Annotated in this window: 14 protein-coding genes; 5 read left to right on the forward strand and 9 right to left on the reverse strand. The window is 71.3% G+C overall.

Going from position 1 to position 18,161, the window contains the following annotated elements:
• Nucleotides 1-95 precede the first annotated feature (95 nt).
• Both VNJ48_RS19560 and VNJ48_RS19565 read left to right on the forward strand, forming a co-directional pair.
• Nucleotides 96-671, forward strand: a complete 576-nt coding sequence (locus VNJ48_RS19560; RefSeq protein ID WP_325605241.1) for a TetR/AcrR family transcriptional regulator — start codon at nucleotides 96-98, stop codon at nucleotides 669-671.
• Entirely contained in the window at nucleotides 668-2,203 is a 1,536-nt protein-coding gene (locus tag VNJ48_RS19565) for a glycerol-3-phosphate dehydrogenase/oxidase (protein ID WP_325605243.1), read from the forward strand. Before VNJ48_RS19560 ends, VNJ48_RS19565 begins: the two co-directional genes overlap by 4 nt.
• Here VNJ48_RS19565 and VNJ48_RS19570 read toward each other — a convergent pair.
• Complete coding sequence (locus tag VNJ48_RS19570; RefSeq protein ID WP_325605246.1) at nucleotides 2,153-2,632, reverse strand: LIC_13387 family protein; 480 nt, start codon at nucleotides 2,630-2,632, stop codon at nucleotides 2,153-2,155. The genes VNJ48_RS19565 and VNJ48_RS19570 overlap by 51 nt on opposite strands.
• Complete coding sequence (locus VNJ48_RS19575; protein WP_325605248.1) at nucleotides 2,629-3,777, reverse strand: FAD-dependent monooxygenase; 1,149 nt, start codon at nucleotides 3,775-3,777, stop codon at nucleotides 2,629-2,631. The genes VNJ48_RS19570 and VNJ48_RS19575 overlap by 4 nt, the downstream gene beginning before the upstream one ends.
• 60 nt (nucleotides 3,778-3,837) lie before the next feature.
• On the opposite strand from VNJ48_RS19575, the gene VNJ48_RS19580 reads away from it, so the two are divergent.
• The gene (locus tag VNJ48_RS19580) at nucleotides 3,838-4,413 is read left to right on the forward strand and encodes a TetR family transcriptional regulator (RefSeq protein WP_325605252.1); all 576 of its coding nucleotides are present in this window, start codon (nucleotides 3,838-3,840) and stop codon (nucleotides 4,411-4,413) included.
• A 9-nt stretch (nucleotides 4,414-4,422) separates the two neighbouring features.
• Here VNJ48_RS19580 and VNJ48_RS19585 read toward each other — a convergent pair whose 3' ends face one another.
• A complete protein-coding gene (locus tag VNJ48_RS19585) occupies nucleotides 4,423-5,862 on the reverse strand; it encodes an NAD-dependent succinate-semialdehyde dehydrogenase (protein WP_325605253.1) in 1,440 nt (479 codons plus the stop codon).
• Between the two features lie 740 nt (nucleotides 5,863-6,602).
• Here VNJ48_RS19585 and VNJ48_RS19590 point away from each other — a divergent pair.
• Complete coding sequence (locus VNJ48_RS19590; protein WP_325605256.1) at nucleotides 6,603-7,172, forward strand: YceI family protein; 570 nt, start codon at nucleotides 6,603-6,605, stop codon at nucleotides 7,170-7,172.
• Nucleotides 7,173-7,405: 233 nt separating this feature from the next.
• Here the strand turns inward: VNJ48_RS19590 and VNJ48_RS19595 are convergent, their stop codons facing one another.
• Nucleotides 7,406-9,181, reverse strand: coding sequence for a DEAD/DEAH box helicase (locus tag VNJ48_RS19595; RefSeq protein ID WP_325605257.1), 1,776 nt, complete (start codon nucleotides 9,179-9,181; stop codon nucleotides 7,406-7,408).
• 114 nt (nucleotides 9,182-9,295) lie between these two features.
• On the opposite strand from VNJ48_RS19595, the gene VNJ48_RS19600 reads away from it, so the two are divergent.
• Entirely contained in the window at nucleotides 9,296-10,210 is a 915-nt protein-coding gene (locus VNJ48_RS19600) for a GNAT family N-acetyltransferase (RefSeq protein ID WP_325605259.1), read from the forward strand.
• A 6-nt stretch (nucleotides 10,211-10,216) separates the two neighbouring features.
• Here VNJ48_RS19600 and VNJ48_RS19605 read toward each other — a convergent pair whose 3' ends face one another.
• The 5 genes from VNJ48_RS19605 to VNJ48_RS19625 form a co-directional block, all read right to left on the reverse strand.
• A complete protein-coding gene (locus VNJ48_RS19605) occupies nucleotides 10,217-11,428 on the reverse strand; it encodes an RNA polymerase sigma factor (protein WP_325605261.1) in 1,212 nt (403 codons plus the stop codon).
• Nucleotides 11,425-11,772: a YciI family protein gene (locus VNJ48_RS19610; RefSeq protein WP_325605263.1), complete on the reverse strand. Its 348-nt coding sequence runs from the start codon at nucleotides 11,770-11,772 to the stop codon at nucleotides 11,425-11,427. The genes VNJ48_RS19605 and VNJ48_RS19610 overlap by 4 nt, the downstream gene beginning before the upstream one ends.
• Before the next feature lie 234 nt (nucleotides 11,773-12,006).
• Nucleotides 12,007-15,093, reverse strand: a complete 3,087-nt coding sequence (locus tag VNJ48_RS19615; RefSeq protein WP_325605265.1) for an FtsX-like permease family protein — start codon at nucleotides 15,091-15,093, stop codon at nucleotides 12,007-12,009.
• On the reverse strand, nucleotides 15,090-17,432 hold the full coding sequence (locus VNJ48_RS19620; protein ID WP_325605267.1) for an FtsX-like permease family protein: 2,343 nt from the start codon (nucleotides 17,430-17,432) through the stop codon (nucleotides 15,090-15,092). The genes VNJ48_RS19615 and VNJ48_RS19620 overlap by 4 nt, the downstream gene beginning before the upstream one ends.
• Nucleotides 17,429-18,130, reverse strand: a complete 702-nt coding sequence (locus VNJ48_RS19625; RefSeq protein ID WP_325605269.1) for an ABC transporter ATP-binding protein — start codon at nucleotides 18,128-18,130, stop codon at nucleotides 17,429-17,431. Before VNJ48_RS19625 ends, VNJ48_RS19620 begins: the two co-directional genes overlap by 4 nt.
• Nucleotides 18,131-18,161: the final 31 nt, after the last annotated feature.

Consider the following 18,161-nt stretch of genomic DNA (forward strand, 5'->3'; position numbering starts at 1 on the left):
GTTACAGTGTGACACATGACGTCACTTCGTCACAATAGTGATCTGGCCCAACTCCGCGACGTCATGATCGTCGCTCGTCCGGACGCACAGTTCTCATGACGTCCGCTGAGGGTGCGGCCCGCGGACCCGTGGCGGCCGATGCCTACCTCGACGCGGCGCGCGACTGCATCCTCGACGTGGGTTGGCGGCGGACGACGCTGACCGAGGTGGCCCGCCGCGCCGGTGTCTCCCGGATGACGATCTACCGGTCCTGGCCCGACATGCCCCAGCTGCTGAGCGACCTGATGACGCGCGAGGGGACCGCCATCGTCACGGCCAGCGAGCCGCAGGCGCCGCTCATCGACCGGATCATCGGGGCGGTCCGGGCGATCCGCGACAACGAGCTGTTCGTCCGCATCGTCGAGCTCGATCCTGAGCTGCTCCTGCCCTATCTCCTCAACCGGCGCGGACGCTCGCAGGACCTGATCATCGAGCTCATCGAGGGCACCGTACGAGAAGGGCAGGCCGAGGGCACCGTCCGGCCCGGCAACCCGACCGCGATGGCGCGCGCGCTGGTGCTGGCCGCCCACGGCTTCGTGATCAGCGGCCACACGATGGTCGACGACGAGGTGAGTGAGGACGACCTCTACGACGAGGCGCGACTGCTGATCTCCCGGGTCCTCGCGCCGTGACCGCGCGTCTCATCGGCCACGGAGCTGCGGGCCTTCCCGACCATGTCGACGTGCTGGTCATCGGCCTCGGCATCACCGGGACGGGCGTTGCCCTCGACACGACCACGCGGGGCCTGACCACCCTGGCCGTGGACGCCCACGACCTCGCCTACGGGACCTCGCGCTGGTCCTCCAAGCTCGTCCACGGCGGCCTGCGCTACCTCGCCAACGGCCAGATCGGGGTCGCGCACGAGAGCGCCTTCGAGCGCGGCATCCTGATGGAGGTCACGGCCCCCCACCTGACGCACGCCATGCCCATGCTCGTTCCCTTGATGTCGAGCGTCTCCCCCGTCGCGGGCGGTCTCACCCGCGCCGGACTCGTCGCCGGCGACCTGCTGCGACGCTCGGCGCGCACCTCGCGCGAGACCCTGCCCGGGCCTCGCCGGGTCTCGGCCACCGAGACCCTCCGGATCGCTCCCGGGCTTCGCCCCGAGGGCCTGCGCGGCGGGTTGCTCTCCTGGGACGGGCAGCTCGAGGACGACGCCCGGCTCGTGGCCAACGTCGCGCGCACCGCTGCGGCGTACGGCGCCCACGTCCGCACCCGGGCACGGGTGATGACCGCCACCGGCACCGACGTCGAGCTCCGCGACGAGCTCACCGGGGAGACGCGGACCATCACCGCGAAGGCCGTCATCAACGCGACCGGCGTCTGGGCCGGCGAGCTCGTCGACGAGATCACCCTGCGTCCCAGCCGCGGGACCCACCTCGTGCTCCGGTCGGGCACCTTCCCCGACCTGCGAGCCACGGTCGCGGCCCCGGTCCCGGGCTCGACCAGTCGCTTCGTCCTGGTCATGCCCCAACCCGACAAGACGATCTACGTCGGCCTGACCGACGAGCCGGTGGAGGGCGAGATCCCGGACGTGCCGACCCCGTCGGAGGCGGAGATCGGCTTCCTCCTCGACGTCGTCTCGGCCGCCTTCACCCGGTCGCTGCGGCGCAGCGACGTCGTCGGCGCGTTCGCCGGTCTCCGACCGCTCATCGACGCCGGTGACGGGTCCACCGCCGACATCTCCCGCAAGCACGCCGTCCTCACGAGCCGGACGGGCGTCATCACCATCGTCGGTGGCAAGCTGACGACCTACCGCCGGATGGCCCAGGACGCCGTCGACTGCGCCGTGGCGACGGCTGGCCTCGACGCCGGCCCCTGTGTCACGGCGACGAGGCCGCTGCTGGGGGCGGCACCTCGCGACCAGCTGGCGCGCCTCGAGCACCCCGAACGTCTCGTCCGCCGCTTCGGCACCGACGCCGCCCTGGTCCTCGACAACGCGCGCGCGGTGAGCGGACTGGGCGACGACGAGCTCCTGGCGCCGGTGTCGGACGACATCCCGGTCACGCTGGCCGAGCTCATCTTCGGCGTCACCCACGAGGGGGCCGTCGACGTCGACGACCTGCTCGACCGGCGGACCCGCATCGGCCTGGTCGCGGCCGATCGCGAGGTGGCGCTACCCCTGGCCCGCCGCGCCCTCGACCTCACCCGCAGGGTCGCGCACTAGTCCGACGACGACCGCGACCAGCGCCAGACCGAGCAGCACGATCGGCGGGGGCGGCAGCAGGAGCACGCTGATCAGCATCGCCGGCACCAGCACGAGCCCCAGCAGGACGAGGACGCCGCGCGTCCCGTGCGCCAGGTCGGGAGCGGTGTGCCGGACGAGCAGGGTCAGCGACCCGAGGCCGACCAGCATCAGCGCCATCATCAGGCTGAACCCCATGAACAGCTCCCAGTGACTCCGTTCGATCCCTGCGATGGGGACGGACGTCGCAGCCATGACGTCGCGGACCGGGCGTTCCGCCGCGGGCACGCCGGCGGCCATGCTGACCGCGACCAGCGTGGCGTGCCCTCCGCCCGTGGTGACGAGGAGCCATCCGACCGCCGTCAGGGCCGTTCCGCGAGCGGTGCGTGCTCGCGGGGTCTGACTGGTCATCGGGCCTCCTGGTGCTCTGGGTGTGCGGACAGCGGTGGCCGCCAGTCGACGGCGGCACTGGTCCCCCGCCGGGCGAGACGGTCGGGGGTGGCCCTCATCGCGATGTCGCGCAAAGCCAGGGCGGAGGGCCGCTTGAGCCGGACCACCTGTCCGACTCGCCGCGACTGGCGCGCGAGCGCAACCACGCGTGGTCTGCGTCTGGTCGAGTAGGCAAGGAGTGCGGCCTCCACCGACGACTCGGAGGCCAGGGCATGGTCGAGGACGACCGCGTCCTCCAGCGCCAGACCGGCGCCCTGCCCGAGGTTGGGCTCCATCGCGTGCGCCGCGTCCCCGACGAGCACCCGACGACCTCGGTGCAGGGGCGTTCGACCGGGCGGCAGGTCGTAGATGTCGTGCCGGAGCACCTGGACGGACTCCATGGCCGCGAGCAGTGCCGGGACGGGCTCGTGCCAGTGGCCGAAGCGCTGGCGCAGACCGGGCAGCTCATCGGTGCTGCTCTGCCCCGCGGGGGAGGGAGCCGCTGCGTAGACATAGGTGGACGTCGGCCCCGCGGGCACCATCCCGAACCGCAGTCCGTCGCCGCCCCAGGTCTCGCAGAGCTCGGCCCGGCCGCCCCACGACTCGACGCTCAGCGGGATCAGCGCCCGCCAGACGGTGTAGCCGCGGTGCTCCGGCTCCACGGTTGAGTCGAGCGACCGCCGGACGGCCGAGCGCAGGCCGTCGGCGCCCACGACGAGGTCGGCGTCGAGGGTCGTGTGATCACGCACCTCGTCGCCGAACCGCAGTACGCCCGGCCCGAGGGAGGCGGCGAGCGCCTCGACGAGATCGGCCCGCACCATGCCCAGCGGCCGGTCCGCGGATCGAGGGTCCGGGCCGATGGTCGACAACCGCCGACCGTCGGCTCGCAGGATCGCCGAGCCGGTCATCGGCGTCGCGCGGGCACGGACTGCGTCGTCGACACCCAGCGCGGCCAAGCAGCGCAGGGCATTGGGCCACAGCACCAGGCCGGCGCCACCGCGATCCAGTCCGAGGCTGCGCTCCCGCACGGTGACCTGCCAGCCGCTCCGTTGCAGGGCCAGCGCCGTGGCCAACCCGCCGATCCCGCCGCCGGCCACCACGGCGGTCCGTCCTGCCACTGCGCTCATGCCGGTGACTCTACAGACGTAGAGTCCTGTTGACAACTCTACGTCGGTAGAGTGCTCGACATGGAGCCGGACCGTCGACAGTTCATCGCGCGTACGGCGCTGAAGGTGCTCGCCGCCGAGGGGTCCAGAGGGCTCACCCACCGAGCGGTGGACACCGCGGCGGGCGTACCTGCCGGCTCCACCTCCTACTACTTCCGCACGCGGGCCGCGCTGCTCAGTGCCTGCCTCGACGACCTCGTCGCCCAGGACCACGACGAGCTCGACGTGATGTATCCCCTCGTCACCTCCGCCGACCCCGACGCGATGTCGAAGGCCCTCGCGGACCTGCTCGTGAGCTGGCTGACGACGGGGCGAGAGCGCCACACTGCGCGCTACGAGCTGTTCATGGAGGCGATCCGTCGCCCCGACCTGTCGGCAGTGCTCCATCGCGGCGGCATGGGCATCAGGGCTCGGGTCGCCGACGTGCTCGCCGGACTCGGGGCGGACGACGCCGAGGCGCGGGCGCACTGGCTGGTGGCGACCCTCGACGGGGTCGTCTTCGACCGACTGGCCGGGGCCAACGCAGCGGCCCCCGTGGATCGCGCCGACCTCCTGGTGGTCGCGCAACGCCTCACGGCGGGCGCACTGGCGCCCTGATCGCAGGCCTCAGCCGGCCGGCAGGGCGACATACGTCGTGTCCAGGTATTCCTCGATGCCCTCGAAGCCACCCTCGCGCCCGAAGCCGCTGGCCTTGACGCCCCCGAAGGGCGCGGCCGGGTTGGAGACGAGCCCGGTGTTGATCCCGAGCATGCCGAACTCCAGCTTCTCGGCCAGGCGCAGCGTCCGGGCCAGGTCGCGGGTGTAGGCGTAGGAGGCCAGGCCGTATTCGGTGTCGTTGGCTGCGGCGATCGCCTCGTCCTCGGTCGTGAAGGTGGTGATCGGGGCGACCGGCCCGAAGACCTCGACGGCGTTGATCTCGGCAGTCGGGGGTACGTCGAGCAGGACGGTCGGCGGGTAGAAGTGGCCCTTGCCCTCGGCCCGCTCCCCCCCGGTCACCACCCGGGCGCCGTCGTCGACCGCGTCGCTCACCAGCTTGCTGACGGAGTCCACGGCGGCCGCGTCGATGAGCGGCCCCACCTGCACGCCGTCGTCCTGGCCGCGGCCGACCCGGAGGGCTCCCATCCGCTCGCCGAGCGCGGCGGCGAACCCGCCCGCGACGTCGGCGTGGACCAGGAAGCGGTTGGCCGAGGTGCACGCCTCACCCATGTTGCGCATCTTGGCCACCATCGCGCCGTCGACGGCCGCCGGGATGTCGGCGTCCTCGAAGACGAGGAACGGCGCGTTGCCGCCCAGCTCCATGCTCACGCGCTGGAGGTTGTCCGCCGACTGCTTGACCAGCACCTTGCCGACGCCGGTGGAACCGGTGAAGCTGACCTTGCGCAGCCGGACGTCGGCCATCAGGGCCGAGACGACGGGGCCGGCACTGGTGGTCGGGAGGACGTTGAGGACACCCGCCGGGAGACCGACCTCGGACAACAGCTCAGCGAGCTTGAGCATCGTCAGCGGCGTCTGCTGCGCCGGCTTGACCACCATGGTGCAGCCGGCGGCGATGGCAGGTCCGATCTTGCGAGTGCCCATCGCCAGCGGGAAGTTCCACGGCGTGACGAACAGGCACGGCCCCACCGGTCGCTTCGCGGTGAGCAGCCTGCTCTTCCCGTCGGGTGCGGACATCCAGCGCCCGTGGACGCGCACCGCCTCCTCGGAGAACCAGCGGAAGAACTCAGCGCCATAGGTCACCTCGCCCGCCGCCTCGGCCAGCGGCTTGCCCATCTCGAGGCTGATCACCTGGGCGAACTCGTCGCGCCGCTCGGTCAGGAGCTCGAACGCCGAGCGCAGAAGCTCACCTCGCTCGCGGGGGGCGGTGGCGCCCCAGGCGGCCTGCGCAGCCACCGCCGCGTCGAGCGCAGCCGCGGCGTCGCCCTCCCCGGCGTCGGCGACCTCGGCGAGGGCGCTGCCGTCGGCAGGATCCTCCACGGTGAAGCGGGCACCGTCCTTGGCGTCGCGCCACTCACCGGCGATGAACAGCAGCTCAGGCACTGATTCCATCGGGCCATCCTGCCACCGCCGAGTGCCCCGTCGCCTGCCGAAGATGACCCTGTCCACGTCCGCTCCACAGCTGGGCAAAACAATCGTGATCTGGCGGACACCGCGCCTGCCGGGATGAGAAGGTTCTCGTCGCGAACCCCTTGCTGACCCCATGCGGCAAGGGGTTCGTCTCCTCCTCGTGCCGGACGCCGTACTCAGCCACGGTCGGCAGTTCGGCCCTTCGGCGTACGCCCTGAAGGTGCCGCAGGAGCCCCAGAACCTCAGCTACTTCGTCGAGTGCAGGACCGGACCGCTGCGCCCGACATTGCAGCGAGCCATGACCCCGTGGGCCATGGCTCGTCGGGCTGGTGGGACTGCGCTCAGGCAGCGTTCGCAGCGTCCGCGGCAGCGAGAGCGGCGGGAGCGGCGGGCTCCCAGCACGCCTCCATGTGGGAGCGACCATCGGCGTCAGTCACTTTGCGCCACGTGCAGGTAAGCCCGTTGGTCATCGCGTGTTCCCTCATGTGATGTCTCCTGTTCACGTTCCGTTCACCTAAGGTACATCACCTCCACCTGATTGCCAACACGCGGTCAAAATGGGTCATCGAACTCCACCTGGGGGTCCAGGAGCGGTCCAGATCCGCCTCGTCCCTCCCCAGCCCTGTCAGCGCGCGACGAGAGTCTTGCGAGACACCGGAATACCTGTGTGCCAGGATGGTTGAAGTTTGTACTACCCGCACCACGAGACCCAGGAGAACCCCATGACGCAGCAGTTCGACCTTCCGACCAACGCCATCGACGACATCCCCGGCGACTACACGATCGACCCCTCCCACTCGCGCCTCGGGTTCGTGGCGCGGCACGCGATGGTCACCAAGGTGCGCGGCCAGTTCGGCTCCTTCGAGGGCAATGCCAAGATCGACGCCGCCAGCCCGGCCAACTCCTTCGTCGAGCTGACCATCGATGTGACCTCCGTCGACACCGGCAGCGCCGACCGCGACGGCCACCTGAAGTCCGGCGACTTCTTCGACGTCGAGAGCTTCCCCTCGATGCGCTTCGTCTCGACCGACGTCACGCGGGACGGCGGCGACTGGGCCGTCACCGGCGACCTGACGATCAAGGACACCACTCTGCCCGTCACGATCAACTTCGAGCAGACCGGCTCCGCAGTGGACCCCTTCGGCAACACGCGAGTCGGCTTCGAGGGCGAGACGGTCGTCAACCGCAAGGACTTCGGCCTGACCTGGAACGCCGCCCTCGAGACCGGCGGCGTGCTCGTCTCGGACAAGATCAAGCTCGAGTTCGACGTCTCGGCGATCCAGTCTGCCTGAGCCATGAGCGAAGGGCCTCAGCTCCGACGCAGTCGGAACTGAGGGCCGCGCGAGCCCCGCAGTCGCTTGCGACAAGGGGAAGAGGGGTTCCGACGCAGTCGGAACTGAGGGCCGCGCGAGCCCCGCAGTCGCTCGCGACAAGGGGGAACAGCCCGCACAGAAGCCCCGTCACCTCGTGGTGGCGGGGATTCTTCGTGTCCGAGTCGCCTTCGCCGTACGGCGGGGCGGAGCGCTCAGCTCTTGTGGCGCGGCTTCTTCGTGCGGTCGCTGTCGGCGTACGACGACGTGCGGGACTGGCTGCGCGCGGCCGGTGCGCCGTTGTCCTGGCGGATCTCGATCAGCTTGCCGGAGATGCGGGTGGACGCCAGCCGGTCCAGGGTGCCCGGGGGCAGGTCCCGGGGGAGCTCGACGAGGGAGAAGTCGGGGCGGATGTCGATGTGCCCGAAGTCTCCGCGCGAGAGACCACCCTCGTTGGCGAGCGCGCCCACGATCTGGCGGGGCTCGACCTTGTGGCGCTTGCCGACCGAGAGCCGGTAGGAGGTCATCTCGACGTCCGTCCGTCCGCGCGGTCGACGCTCGGGCTTGCGCCCGCCACCGCTCTCGGGACGCTGGTCGCGGGTGTCGAAGGACCGCTTGGCCGGCTCCGGGGTGGCTTCCATCAGCAGCGGCTGGTCACCGTGCATGACCGAGGCCAGTGCGGCCGCCACGTCGGCCTGGGGCACGTCGTGCTCGGAGATGTAGTGAGCCACGACGCCCCGGAAGAAATCGAGCTTGTCCTGGTCGCCGGAGAGCGCCTGGGTGATGGCGTCGTCGAAGCGCGAGAGCCGGGTCGAGTTGATGTCCTCGATCGTCGGGATCTGCATCTGTGTGAGCGGCTGGCGCGTGGCCCGCTCGATCGCCTTGAGGAGGTGCCGCTCGCGGGGGGTGACGAAGGCGATCGAGTCGCCCTTGCGGCCGGCGCGGCCCGTGCGGCCGATGCGGTGGACGTAGGACTCGGTGTCGGTGGGGATGTCGTAGTTGATGACGTGGCTGACCCGCTCGACATCGAGGCCGCGGGCGGCGACGTCGGTGGCGACGAGGATGTCGAGCTTGCCGGACTTCAGCTGGTTGACCGTGCGCTCACGCTGCACCTGCGGCACGTCACCGTTGATCGCCATGGCTGAGAACCCGCGGGCCCGCAGCTTCTCGGCCAGAAGCTCGGTCTCGTTCTTGGTGCGGACGAAGACGATCATCCCCTCGAAGTTCTCGACCTCGAGGATGCGGGTGAGGGCGTCGACCTTCTGCGGGTAGGAGCAGATGAGGTAGCGCTGGGTGGTGTTGGCGCTGGTCGTCGTCTTGTTCTTGACCGTGATCTCGACGGGGTCGTGGAGGTACTTCTTCGAGATTCGGCGGATCTGGCTGGGCATGGTGGCGGAGAACAGCGCGACGTGCTTGTCCGCGGGGGTGTCCGCCAGGATCGTCTCGACGTCCTCGGCGAAGCCCATCTTGAGCATCTCGTCGGCCTCGTCGAGCACCAGGAAGCGCAGCTCGGACAGGTCGAGGGTGCCCTTCTCCAGGTGGTCCATGATGCGACCGGGTGTGCCGACCACGACGTGGACGCCGCGGCGCAGGGCCGAGAGCTGGACGCCGTACCCCTGGCCACCGTAGATCGGCAGGACGCGCACGCCCTTCATGTGCGCGCCGTACCTCTCGAACGCCTCGGAGACCTGCAGCGCCAGCTCGCGCGTGGGCGCCAGCACGAGGGCCTGGGGCGTCTTCTGCGCCATGTCGAGCTGGGAGAGGATCGGGAGGGCGAAGGCGGCCGTCTTGCCCGTGCCGGTCTGTGCGAGGCCGACGACGTGGCGGCCCTCGAGCAGCGGCGGGATGGTCTGCGCCTGGACCGCGGAGGGCGACTCGTAGCCCACGTCCGCGAGCGCCTTCATCACCTGCGGGGACAGCCCGAGGTCGGCGAACATCACCTGGGGGGCGTCAGAAGAGTCGGGGCTGTCGGTCTGGGGAAGGTCACTCACGGTGCCAAGATAGTGCGTACGGCGCCCGGCCGCCGCTTCGTCACGGGCGCGATCCCTGTCACCTCGCGGAAAAGCGGGCGACAACGGAGCCGCGGGCGCCACACAATCGGACCCATGTCTCCCGAAGCTGCCACCCTGCCCCCAGGTCTCACCACCCGCCCGCTCAAGACGTCGGAGTCTCGGGCGCTCTTCGAGCTCATTGCCGCTCAGGAGCTGGAGGACACCGGGAAGGTCGACATCGAGGAGGCCGACCTCATCAGCGACTGGGCCAAGCCGAGCCACGACCTGGCCGCCTCGTCGATCGGTGTCTTCGACGGAGACCGGCTCGTGGCGTACGCCGAGCTGATGGGTCAGGACCGTGCCGACGCGGCGGTCCTCCCCGCCTACCGCGGGCGCGGGCTCGGCACCTGGCTGGCGAGCTGGCTCCGAGACCTCGGACGTTCGCGCGGCACCTCGGTGGTCGGCATGCCGGTGCCGGAGGGCTCGGCGGGCGACCGGCTGCTGGCTGCCCTCGGCTACCGCATCCGCTGGACGAGCTGGGTCCTGGCCCTGCCGGAGGGCAAGCAGATCCCGTCGCGCGACCTGCCCGCCGACTACGCCGTCCGCGAGGCGACGGAAGCCGACCTGAGGCCCGCGCACGACGTGCTCGAGGACGCCTTCCTCGAGTGGTCCGAGCGCGAGCGCGAGTCCTACGAGGACTTCGCAGCGTCCACCTTCGGTCGCCCGGGCTACGAGCCGTGGAACTTCCGTGTCGCCGTCGATCCGGCGGGTGAGGTGGTCGGGGTGTCACTGGTCTTCATCTCGACCGAGAGCCCGACGGCCTACATCGCGCGCCTCGCCGTACGCCCCGACCAACGCAACAAGGGGATCGCCCAAGCACTCCTCGTCGACTCCTTCGAGGTGGCCCGTCAGCACGGCGCGACGACCTCCGAGCTGAACACCGACTCGCGCACTGGCGCGCTGTCGCTCTACGAGAAGGTCGGCATGGCCACGCGCAGCGTCTGGGTCAACCGCGCCGTCGACCTCTGAGCCCGCTCAGCCCAGCTGTCCCCGTCGGCGCGCGAGGTAGGCCCGCTCGGCGGAATTGTCGGTGGCCGCGATGGCGTCGTCGTACGCCGCAGCCGCCTCCACGCTGCGCCCGAGCCGGCGAAGCAGGTCAGCGCGAGTGGCGTGCCAGGCGTGGTACGTCGTCAGGGCCAGCCGGTCGACGATGGCCAGCGCCACGACGGGGCCGTCCAGCTCCGCGTGCGCGACAGCGCGGTTGAGCGCGACCACTGGCGTCGGGGTCACGGCGTACAGTTGGTCGTACAGGGCGGTGATCTGGCCCCAGTCGGTGTCGCTCGCGGCGAGGGCGTCGGTGTGGACCGCGTTGATCGCGGCGAGCAGCTGGTAGTGCCCGGGCCGGTTGAAGGCGAGGCACTCGCGCACGAGGGTGTGCCCCTCCTCGATGAGATCGCGGTCCCAGCGGCCGCGGTCCTGCTCGCCGAGAGTGACGAGCTCGCCGCCCGCGACCCGGGCTGGGCGACGGGCCTCGGTGAGCAGCATCAGGGCGAGCAGGCCGGTGACCTCCGGCTCGGTCGGGATCAGCTCGAGCAGTAGCCGGGCCAGCCGGATCGCCTCGCGGCAGAGGTCCTCGCGGATCGGGGCGGCGCCGGACGCGGAGAGATAGCCCTCGTTGAAGACCAGGTAGACGACGGACAGCACGGCGCTCAGTCGGGCAGGGAGGTCGGCTGCCTGCGGGACGCGGTAGGGGATGTGCGCGGCCGCGATCTTGCGCTTGGCGCGGGTGATCCGCTGGGCCATCGTCGTGGGCGGGACGAGGAAGCCTGCCGCGATCTCCTCGACGGTAAGGCCGCCGATCAGCTTCAGGGTCAGGGCGACCCGCGCCTCGGGGGCCAACGCCGGGTGGCAGCAGGTGAAGAGCAGCCGCAACCGGTCGTCGTCCACCACGCCTGGGTCGGACGGTGGTGTGGGGTCGATGATCATGGCCGCCTGCCGGTGCTTGGGGTCGCGGTGCGACTCGCGGCGGATCCGGTCCAGCGCCTTGCGTGTCGCGGTGGTGGTGAGCCACCCGCCGGGGTTCGGTGGAATCCCGGACGTCGCCCAGTGCTCGAGCGCCACCACGAGAGCCTCGCTCGCGGCGTCCTCGGCGAGGTCGATGTCGCCGAAGCGCCGCACGAGCGAGGCCACCACGGCGGCGTACTCCTCGCGATGGATGCGGGTGAGCGCCTCCTCGAAGTCGCTCACTCCGACTGGAAGGGCCGGACCTCGACCTTGCCGCCGCACGCAGCCGAGCCCGCGGACGCCCACGTCAGGGCCTCGTCGAGGTCGGCCGCCTCGATCACCCAGAAGCCGCCCAGGTATTCCTTCGACTCAGCAAACGGACCGTCGGTGACGACCGGCTCCGAGCCGGTTGCGTCGACGGTGGTGGCCGACTCGACGCCTTCCAGCCCGCCGGCGAAGACCCACTTCCCGGCGTCGCGGACCTTGTCGTTGAAGGCGCCGACCGCGGCGAACATCTGCTGGATCTCCTCCTCCGGCGGCATCGGGTCGTCGACACCGTGGTGGACCGAGAGCAAGAACTGGGCCATGACATTTCCTCCTGGTGATCGGCCCCCCGTCGGGGCCGGCTTCATCATCCCCACGAACGGCGATGACCAGATACGACAGCTCCGCGAAAAACTTCTTCCCGGGCCCGCGGCGGGGTGCCGGTGGTCGGACTTCATGACGAAGTCCTGCACTTCCGTACCGTTGCAAAGGCCATGGAGTGCAGGAGTCCCCGGTTAACCGGGGACTCCTGCAGCATCCTGCAGCACCCGGCAGACTCAGCGGGCCGACTCACGCAACGTCGAGCCCCGGGCCCCCCGCACCGTGAGCGCGGCGGAGAACCAGGCGGCGACTCCGAGGACGACGACGGCAACGAGCGCCAGCACGATGAGTCGCAGCGGGGAGATCGCGGCCACCAGATCGGGAGTGGAGCTCGCCTCGATGGTGCCCAGGGTGATGGTCCGCAGGACGACGTACTGCGCGAGTGAGCCGGCCAGGATGCCGGCCACGGCTGCCCCACCGAGCACGACGAGGAACTCGCGGGCGACCGCCGACATCACCGAGGTCCGCGCCACACCGACGACGCGGAGGGCCGCGGCGTCACGTCGACGGGCCGGCAGCTGGACGGCGGTCGAGACGAAGAGGCCGGCCAGGGCCATCAGCAGGACCAGCGCCGCGACGACGGCGTAGAGCCGCAGCGCCAGGGCGTAGGCGCTCTGGTCGAGGACCCGCCTCTCTGCGGCCAGGGTCGTCTCCACGGTCAGCCCGGCCTCGGTGAGGGCCGTCGACATGGAAGCCGGCGCCCCCTCGCGCATCAGCACCCTGGTGTCGAAGAGGTTGTCGTAGACCGGGCGGTCGGACACGAACGAGGCGTAGTCGACGAGGAGGCCAGCCGGTCCGACGAACGGCATCCCCTCCACCGTCGACCGCGGATCGACCGGTACGGCGCCGGAGGTGTCGGTGTTGCCGAGCTCGCCGATCACCCGGGCAGGAACATCGGCCCCGCGTGCCGCCGGGCGCTCCGACGGGATTCCCGCGGCCGTCAGGCGGGCCATGGAGAGACCGACCGAGCCATCGAGGGTGAGGTCGATGGTGTCGCCGGAGCTGTCGATGGCCGAGATGGAGGAACGCGCGCCGCTGTCGGCCGAGGGCCCCCACGCGGCACCCTCGATCGCGTCGTCCACGACGGCACCGTCCACCGAGATCGCCAGCACCCGCGCCGAGCCCGACATCTCCATCGTCGTCCCGGCTCCTCCGCCCAAGGTGAGTCCCTCGAGGGGGCAGCCGACTTGGCACGAGGCCGGCAGCTTGGTGCTCTGAGTGCTCTCGCCGGCAGGGAAGGGGCCGAGGTAGGCACGCTCGGGGATGCCGCCGAGGCGCCCGAACCTCGCCTCGATGTCGAGCTCCTTGGACGTCTGCGCCTGGTTGTCCACGGTGATGCTGAGTCGCTGGCCGACGAGCTGGGGTACGGCGCCCGGCAGCGAGATGTCGTCAGCGACCTGCTCGACGCTGCGCCCTGGGCTCCAGGTCTCCGGCCAGGTCGCGACGGCGGGCAGTCGTTCGCCGTCGACCACGGCGAAGCTCGCACCCGGGTTGAGCACCGACGCGGCCGCCATCAACCACTCGCCGTCGGGGTCCACGGTGTGGGTCAGGTCGCGGGTCTCGCGCATCGACAGCGGGGAGGTCCAGGTGGTCGCCGCAGGGGAGACCGTCGCGGCGACGCTGGTGCGCCACGTCGCGGCCGAGTCGTAGACACCGACGCCGAACACTGCCACCGCGACGGCCGCGGTGATCGGGAGGATCACGAGCGTGCCCTCCTGTCGGCGCGAGATGGCCCGGGCAGCCACGAACCCGCTCAGCGACTTCGTCAAGCCACGCCGGCGCGTCCACCACGTCGCCGCCGCTGCTGTCAGTCGCGTCGCGGCGAGTCCTGCGACGACCGCGAGGAGCACGGGCAGCACCATGTCGGTGAGGTCGGGGTCGCTCTGGCCGGAGGCTGACAGCTTGGACATGAGTACGGCGAGGGCGAGCGCCACCAATGTCAGCTGGGCGATGACCGCCCAGCGGCGCGACTGCTGCGGGCGGCGTACGCCCGAGAGCTGGGAGGCGAGCGTGTCGCGCACGACCGTCCCGACCGCCGCGCACGCGACTGCGATCGCGGCGAGCAGGACCAGGGACGCGGCCACCCAGGTCTGCCACGGCATCGGGAGTGGCAGGCCGGGCACGAGCCACTGGTTCGTCAGCACAGCCGCAAGCCCCACGCCGAACGCGATGCCGAGCGGAACTGCGGCAGCCAGCACGACCAGGGGCTCCGCCAGCCCCAGCAGCCAGAGGCGACCAGAGGAGACGCCTCGCAACGAGGCAAGGGCGAGCTCCGGCACGCGGATCTCGCTCGCCGCCGTCAGCAGCCGCATCAGCAGGGCGAGCGCCACGAGCACCAAGGACAGCACCGCCGGCGCGATGGACTTCCGCGCGGTCGACTGCTGCGTGCGGACCTCGTCGTCGACGGTCTTGAGGTTGTTGATGATCGGTTCGCCCCCGGCCAAGGTCCCGCCCTCGACGTCTTGCGTCCTCGCCAGGGTCTTGGCGGTGGCGACTGCTTCCGCCAGGTCGGCGGGGGTCGCGTCGGCGGGCACGTCGAGCGGAGTGTCCACTCGCACGGTCCACGCCTCAGGGCCCAGCGACTGCATCGTCTCGGTCGTCGTGAGCAGCGGCGCCGGCTGGTAGGGCGTGTAGCCACCGGTTATCCTGGACTGCTCGTTGGTCGCGCGCAGCTGGAGCGGGTACTGCCACACGTCGTCCTCGATCGGGGTGGCGTAGGACCCCACGACAACGACCTCGACCAACGGCGAGCGGGGATAGCGACCCTGGATCTCCGGCGGCTCGAAGATGTTCATCTCGAGCGGCCGGCCGATCTTCGCGCCGGTCTTGACGACGTCGCCGGCCAGCATCAGCACCTCACCCGGCGCCGACGGGCAGCGACCCTCGATCACCAGGCCGGCGCAGACGTCGTCCCGGGACCAGAACGTCACGGCACCGCGCAGGGCGCTGTACTGCTCGGACTGGAGCGTGGTGCTCGCGCGACCCCACGGACCCCGGTTGAGTGCGTCGGAGGCCGTGATCGCGCGCTCGACGGCGACGCCCGGCTCGGTGGGACCGTCGGGGACGAACACCCGGGCCAGTCCCGTCGAGGCGGCGGGGGCCTCCTGCAGCCGGGTCACGACGTAGGAGTTGGTGACGGCTTCGGAGAAGATCGGTCCGAGCACGGCCGAGCCCAGCGCGAGCGCCGCCAGCACGACCGAGCCGGCACTGAGCAGGGCGCGCGAGCGCACCCCGCGGACGATGGTGCCGAGCAGTGAGATCATCGGCCCTCCTCCTCGCGCAGCGTCGAGGGCCGGGTCGCGTCAGGGCGTACGGCGCGAGCCCGCCCACCGATCGCGAGCATGGCGATCGCCGCGAGCACCGCCGGCACGAGCACGGTCATCAACGTCGCTTCGTTGTCGAGCGGCAACGACGCCGGCGTCACGGTCACCAGCGGCAACCCGTCCAGCAGCAGCTCCACCGCCAGCAGGCCGCCGGCCCCGACGGCGAGCAGCACCACCACGGCCAGCGCGATCAGCTCGACGCGACCGGCCCGACGAGCCGCGCCGAGGCCGACTCCGAGCAACCGGAGCGAGGCGACGTCATGGCGGTAGCTCCGCAGGTGGCGGGCGACTCCGGCAGCGAGGGCGATCACGGCGATCAGCGCGCAGAAGGAGGCCATCAACGCGTACGCACGCGCCTGGTCCACGCCCGTCGCGGCACCGAGCGTTCGGCGTACGTCCTCGAGGGACCGCGCCTCGGTGCCGGTGGCCCTGGTCAGCTCGTCGACCATCGAGTCAGGAGTGTCGGCGGCCAGCACGATCGAGGTCTCCACGTTGGGAACGGTCGCACCGGAGCCGACCATGCTGGTCGGCAGGTCGGTGAGCTGGCCGATCGTGCCGAGGAACGGCAGCGCGTCCAGCCGTGTCACCTCGCCCAACACCCGGTCATCGCCCGAGACGTCGAGCGGCGTCGTCGGCTCTGCGCCCGCGACGAGGACCGGCGTGGGGCTCGACGCCGCGTCGAGCGTGAGCGGCAGGTCGGAGGTGGGAAGGGGCTCGACCTCGAGGCCGTCGAGCCGGTTGGCGAGCGCCCGTCGATCGAGGTCGAGCGAGCCGGGAGCAAAGCGGAAGTCCTGGGCCCGCTCGATGGCGCCGGGCTCGGGCCGCCAACCCGCTGTCGCCAGGTCCCGGTCGCCGACCTGGATGCCGGTGAGGAGCACGCGGAAGGGACTGGGATCGAAGCCGAAGACGTTGCCCCTGTCGTCGTTCAGGAGGCGGGTGACGGACAGCCCGGTGATCTGGCAACCGCCCGCGCAGCCACGCAGGGGGACCGATGCGCTCGTCGCCGCACCGACCGTGCGCAGCCGCAGGTCGACCTCGGCCGACGAGCCGTTGTCGTCGGCGGTGACGTAGTCCATCCGGACCGTGAGGCCGACGGTGAACCGTTCCTGCGACTCGAGCAGGCGCGCGGACACGGTCAGGCGGTTGGCGGTGGTGGCCATGTCGGGGGTGACGCTCGCCAGGCCGGGCACGGCTCTCGCGCCCGCCGCAGCGGGCGTGTCGGCGTAGAACTCGCCTGCCACCGACTCGAACCGTGCCGCGTCGACATACGCCCGGCGCTCCCCCAGTCGCTGCTCGTTGGGCACGACGGCGACCGCCATCAGGTGCTTGCCCTCCGGGTCGAGCGCGCGGGTCAGGGCCATGGCTTGTACGGCGCCGTTCTCGACCGGCACCGCCATCGGGCCCCCGGCCGCGATCCTGGCCTCGCCGTCGATCCAGTCGGTCACCGATGACGCGCCCGTCAGCGCGAGCACTCCCACGACAGCCGCCGCCACCAGCAGGCGCATCGGCGTGACGAGGTCTTCTGCGCGCGAGAGTCGACGCGTGGCCAGGAAGCCCGCCAACCCGGACCTGGCCGACGCCCCGGTCGCTGCCCGGGCCAGCACGCGGAGCACCCAGGCGGCGACCTGGCCGAGGGCGAGACCGACGAGCGCAGGGCCGATGAGCACCAGGGCGTCCGGCTGCCCGTCGACGCCCGCGATGCTGGCGTATGCCGACACCACTGCACCGACGATGACGAGCACGCTCGCGAAGACCACGAGGGTCGTCGCTCGCCGCGGTCGGGTGCGCATCGCCACCTGGGTCGACAGCGGTTCGCCGACCGTCGCCCAGCTCGAGAGGAGGACGATGACCAGACTGCCCGCTGCCGTGCCGAGCGCGACGTAGACGGCCGTCGCTCCGAGCTCCGGGGTGTCGGCGTCGAGCCACGCGCCACCCGCAGTCCGTGCGACCAGCCAGCCGAGACCGAGGCCGAGGGCGGTGCCCACCACGATCGTCGCCAGGGGTTCGAAGAGCAGCACCGAGCCCAGGCGCAGGCCCCGGATCCCCCGGAGGCGTGCGAGCCCGATCTCTGCGCGGCGCGCGGCGGCCAGCTCGCGACCGATGCTCGGGATCGCGACGGCGCCCAGCAGCAGGAGCGGCGACATCAGCCAGGCCGACGTGTTCGCGGCCTCCGCGAAGCCGAGCACGCCGACGGCGCCACCCACCACGACCGTGGTCATGGCGAGGAGCGTCAGCAGGGCGCCGCGGCGACTCCACGCCCCCCGGAGGGTGCGGGTCATCCCTGGACCAGCGGAGGCTGGGCCGTCGGACTCTGGACCGGGGAGTGATGGACCAGCGCGCTCGGGACCAGCCTGCCCTCGTCGAGCGCGAAGTGGAGGTCGCACGCCTCGACGACCGAGGGGTCGTGGGTCGCAACGACGACGACGGAGCCCCGGGCCGCTTCGGCGCGGAGCTCGGCCAGCACCACGCCGCGGTTGCCCTCGTCGAGCTCGGAGGTGGGTTCGTCGGCGAGCAGGATGCCGGCGCCGACGACGAAGCCACGGGCGCATGCGACGCGCTGCATCTGGCCGCCGGAGAGCTCCTCGACCTGACGGTCGCCGAGGTCGGCGATGTGGAACCGGCCGAGCGCTGCCTCGGCCTCCTCGTCGGCGGCACGGGGGTCGACGCCGCGGGCGCGCAGCGCGATCGAGACGTTCTCGCGGGCGGAGAGGATCGGCACCAGGCCGTAGACCTGCAGCACGAAGGCCACGTCGGGACGCGGGTCGCCGCTGCCCTGCCACATCGACGCATCGGCGTACGACGTGGTGCCCTGGGTCGGCTCGAGGAGACCGCCCGCGATCGACAGGAGCGTCGTCTTTCCCGAGCCGCTGGGTCCCGACAGTGCGGTGACCTTGCCGGCGGGGAAGGTCAGCGACACCTGGTCGAGCAGGGTGCGACCAGCGACATACGTGATGTCGCTCAGGATCAGGTCACTCACAGCCCCTATGGTTTCGCTCGGTCGCTCGCTC

The sequence above is a fragment of the Nocardioides sp. genome (genome assembly GCF_035576065.1).
GTDB lineage: Bacteria > Actinomycetota > Actinomycetes > Propionibacteriales > Nocardioidaceae > Nocardioides.

Bases quoted from the DNA above. Each gene is read 5' to 3' on its own strand.
- VNJ48_RS19560 (WP_325605241.1), top strand. From the start codon at position 96: ATGACGTCCGCTGAGGGTGCGGCCCGCGGACCCGTGGCGGCCGATGCC.
- VNJ48_RS19570 (WP_325605246.1), bottom strand. From the start codon at position 2,632: ATGACCAGTCAGACCCCGCGAGCACGCACCGCTCGCGGAACGGCCCTG.
- VNJ48_RS19575 (WP_325605248.1), bottom strand. From the start codon at position 3,777: ATGAGCGCAGTGGCAGGACGGACCGCCGTGGTGGCCGGCGGCGGGATC.
- VNJ48_RS19580 (WP_325605252.1), top strand. From the start codon at position 3,838: ATGGAGCCGGACCGTCGACAGTTCATCGCGCGTACGGCGCTGAAGGTG.
- VNJ48_RS19585 (WP_325605253.1), bottom strand. From the start codon at position 5,862: ATGGAATCAGTGCCTGAGCTGCTGTTCATCGCCGGTGAGTGGCGCGAC.
- VNJ48_RS19590 (WP_325605256.1), top strand. From the start codon at position 6,603: ATGACGCAGCAGTTCGACCTTCCGACCAACGCCATCGACGACATCCCC.
- VNJ48_RS19600 (WP_325605259.1), top strand. From the start codon at position 9,296: ATGTCTCCCGAAGCTGCCACCCTGCCCCCAGGTCTCACCACCCGCCCG.
- VNJ48_RS19610 (WP_325605263.1), bottom strand. From the start codon at position 11,772: ATGGCCCAGTTCTTGCTCTCGGTCCACCACGGTGTCGACGACCCGATG.
- VNJ48_RS19615 (WP_325605265.1), bottom strand. From the start codon at position 15,093: ATGATCTCACTGCTCGGCACCATCGTCCGCGGGGTGCGCTCGCGCGCC.
- VNJ48_RS19620 (WP_325605267.1), bottom strand. From the start codon at position 17,432: ATGACCCGCACCCTCCGGGGGGCGTGGAGTCGCCGCGGCGCCCTGCTG.